Here is a 2,762-nt window from a genome sequence, read left to right as displayed (position 1 = left end):
GCCGTAACCCGACGCCCCATTACCCATCACCCGGCCGGCTTCACCACCGACGAGGGCACCAGCCACTTGGCCGCATGTATCCCCAGCTCGTAAAGCACGCACATGGGAATGGCCAGCAGCAGCTGCGACACCACGTCCGGCGGGGTCAGCACCGCGGCCACGATGAAAATGCCCACCACCGCATAGCCGCGGCTTTCCTTGAACTGCTGCGGCGACACCCAGCCCAGCAGCACCAGGATCACCATCGCCACCGGCAACTCGAAACTGGTGCCGAAGGCGAAGAAGATCGCCAGCACGAAGTCCAGGTAGGCATTCGCGTCGGGAGTGATCGCAATCACTTCCGGGCGGAAGGTGGTCAGGAAGTGGAATACCGCCGGCAGCACCAGGAAGTAGGCGAACGCGCAGCCCAGGTAAAACAGCAACACCGACGAGGCCAGCAGCGGCACGGCCAGGCGCTTTTCGCGCGCGTACAGCCCCGGCGCCACGAACGCCCACAACTGGTACAGCAGCCAGGGCACCGCCACGAACACGGCCACGAAGAAGGTCAGCTTGAGCGGTGCGAAAAACGCGCCAGCCGGATTGGTCGCAATCATCGTCTGCCCGTTGGGCAGCTGCGAAATCAGCGGCTCGGCCAGCCAGGTGTAGATCGTGCGCGAGAACGGCAGCAACAGCAGCAGCACCGCGAGCAGGCCGATGATCGCGCGCACCAGACGCGCGCGCAGCTCGATCAGATGCTCCACCAGCGAGCTTTCCGGATACTCGTGTTCGCTCATCGCGGCGCCTCGTTGCCCGGCAGTGGGGCCGTGCCTGGTGCGCCCTCGACGTGCGGCAGCGGGGCAGGGTCTGGGGCTACCGGTGACGGGGCCGGGGCCATCGCGCGCGGCGAGGTGCCATCGATACCCGGCGGGGCCATCGCATCGCGCGGCGCCTCGACCGAAACCGCATCCGGCGCCACCACGTGCTGGGCGACGCTGGCCGGCGAACCCGGTGCCGGACCGGTCATGACCGGCTCATCGCCGGCCGCGGCCGCGGCCGCTACCGCATCGCCATGGCGTGCCACGTCCTGGCGCATCATCTCCGCTTCGCGGCGGACGGCTTCACCGCTGGCACGCAGCTGCGCTTCGGTGTCCTGCACCGAGGACTGCACGTCGCGGAACTGGCGCTTGATCTCGTCGGCATGCAGCTCGCGCTCAAGCTCCTGCTTCACCGAGTCCCACTGGTTGCGCGCGCGGCGCACCCACAGCCCGGCAAAGCGGGCGGCCTTGGGCAGGCGCTCGGGACCGAGCACGACCAGAGCCACCACCGCGATGACCAGCAGTTCACTGAAACCGATATCGAACACGCTCGAACGTCCCGATCAGCGCGGGTCGCGGTCGTGCTCGGTCTGCGACGTCGTCGTCGAGTCCTGCGGACGCGAGTTGTCACTGAGCTGCGCGTTCGGCTTGTCCTCGTCGTGCATGCCCTTCTTGAATTCCTTGACGGCGCTGCCAAGGTCCTTGGCGCCGCTGGTCAGTTTCTTGGTGCCGAACACCAGCAGAACGATGACCAGCACGACCAACCAATGCCAGATGCTGAAACTGCCCATGAGCTGCTCGTTACGTAGTGMTCAGACAGTTGAGCATAGCGCACCGGCCACAGGCCGGCGCGCGTGACGAAAGTCAGTTGCCGTCCAGCGATTCAGTTCGGACTTCACCTTCACCGACCGACTGGAAACCCTGCTGGGGCGCCGGCTGGGCCGGGGTGGGCTGCAGTGGCGCGGTGGTCGCGCCTGCCGCCGGTGCCTGTTCAGTTACCGGCGCCGCCGATGGCGCGGCAACCGGCGCGGTCGGGCGTGCGGCCGGGGCCGGCGCGCTGCCGGCGGTGCCGCGCTTCTCACGAGCGGAATAGGTGGCTTCTTCCAGGCGATCGCGGAAGGCCACCACGTCGATCGACGGTGGCTCGCCCATGCGGCCCTCGAACACCATGCGCGGCGTGGTGTTGCTGCCGTAGGCGTCCAGGTTGGCGGCATCGTCGATCTGCAGCACGGCACCGTCCAGGGCGACACCGGCAAACAGGCCACGGGCACGCGACCACGACCAGATTTCGGCCTTCAGCTGGCCATCGGTGGCGGCGGCGGCATTGCGCCCGACCGGACCGGCGGCCACGCCTGCATCGGCGCCCAGGGTGAACTTGCCGTTGACCAGGTTGTCCAGGCTGCGGTCATTGCGGAACACCAGCACCACGTCCGAGGACTGCACGCCGGCCTGGAAGCCGATGCTGCCACCGGTCAGCTTGACGAAGACCGGGTTGGACCAGCTGCCGTCGGCATTCTTGACCGACATCAGGCCGTGGCCACGCCGCCCGCCAATCACCAGACCCGCCTTGATCGTGTCGGGAATGACCACGATCGCGCGGCCTTCATCCAGCAACTTGTCCGGAATGCCCTGCTCGGGCATTTCCTGGATCTCGTTCAATACACGCACCGCATTGCGGGCGCGCTGGTCTTCCTGTGGCCCGGCCATCGCCTGGGTGGACAACAGCAGGCTGGCGGAGATCAGCAGTACAAGGCTGAGGCGGCGCATGGTGGGCTCCAGAAGTCGATGCAGACGAAGATAAAGCAAGATCCTGAACTTAGAAGGCTTGCGATGAATCCGCAATGAGTGATGCCGTCTATTGATATGCCGCATCACTCATCGCGATTCATCGATTCCATCCCGCAATCGCGAAGACCTGCGAGAATGCCCCCTATGCTCGACGCACCCGACACCGCCGTGCTGGCGGTC

At 66.5% G+C, this 2,762-nt stretch carries 4 protein-coding genes; all 4 read right to left on the bottom strand.

Features of this window, described 5'->3' with window-relative positions:
- Positions 1-26 precede the first annotated feature (26 nt).
- Positions 27-773, bottom strand: a complete 747-nt coding sequence (gene tatC, locus ACXJKH_RS18200; RefSeq protein ID WP_256776341.1) for a twin-arginine translocase subunit TatC — start codon at positions 771-773, stop codon at positions 27-29.
- Positions 770-1,342: a Sec-independent protein translocase protein TatB gene (gene tatB, locus ACXJKH_RS18195; RefSeq protein ID WP_457321441.1), complete on the bottom strand. Its 573-nt coding sequence runs from the start codon at positions 1,340-1,342 to the stop codon at positions 770-772. Before tatB ends, tatC begins: the two co-directional genes overlap by 4 nt.
- 15 nt (positions 1,343-1,357) lie before the next feature.
- On the bottom strand, positions 1,358-1,585 hold the full coding sequence (gene tatA, locus ACXJKH_RS18190; RefSeq protein WP_256776343.1) for a Sec-independent protein translocase subunit TatA: 228 nt from the start codon (positions 1,583-1,585) through the stop codon (positions 1,358-1,360).
- A 73-nt stretch (positions 1,586-1,658) separates the two neighbouring features.
- Complete coding sequence (locus ACXJKH_RS18185; RefSeq protein ID WP_457321438.1) at positions 1,659-2,561, bottom strand: lipid-binding SYLF domain-containing protein; 903 nt, start codon at positions 2,559-2,561, stop codon at positions 1,659-1,661.
- Positions 2,562-2,762 lie beyond the last annotated feature (201 nt).

Source organism: Stenotrophomonas sp. P5_B8 (genome assembly GCF_054049855.1).
Note: the sequence above shows the minus strand (reverse complement) of the source record. Positions and strands in the feature narration are given on the sequence as shown.

What these genes read in the sequence shown, in the direction of transcription:
- tatC (WP_256776341.1), bottom strand. Translation starts at nt 773, where the DNA reads ATGAGCGAACACGAGTATCCGGAAAGCTCGCTGGTGGAGCATCTGATC.
- ACXJKH_RS18185 (WP_457321438.1), bottom strand. Translation starts at nt 2,561, where the DNA reads ATGCGCCGCCTCAGCCTTGTACTGCTGATCTCCGCCAGCCTGCTGTTG.
- tatA (WP_256776343.1), bottom strand. Translation starts at nt 1,585, where the DNA reads ATGGGCAGTTTCAGCATCTGGCATTGGTTGGTCGTGCTGGTCATCGTT.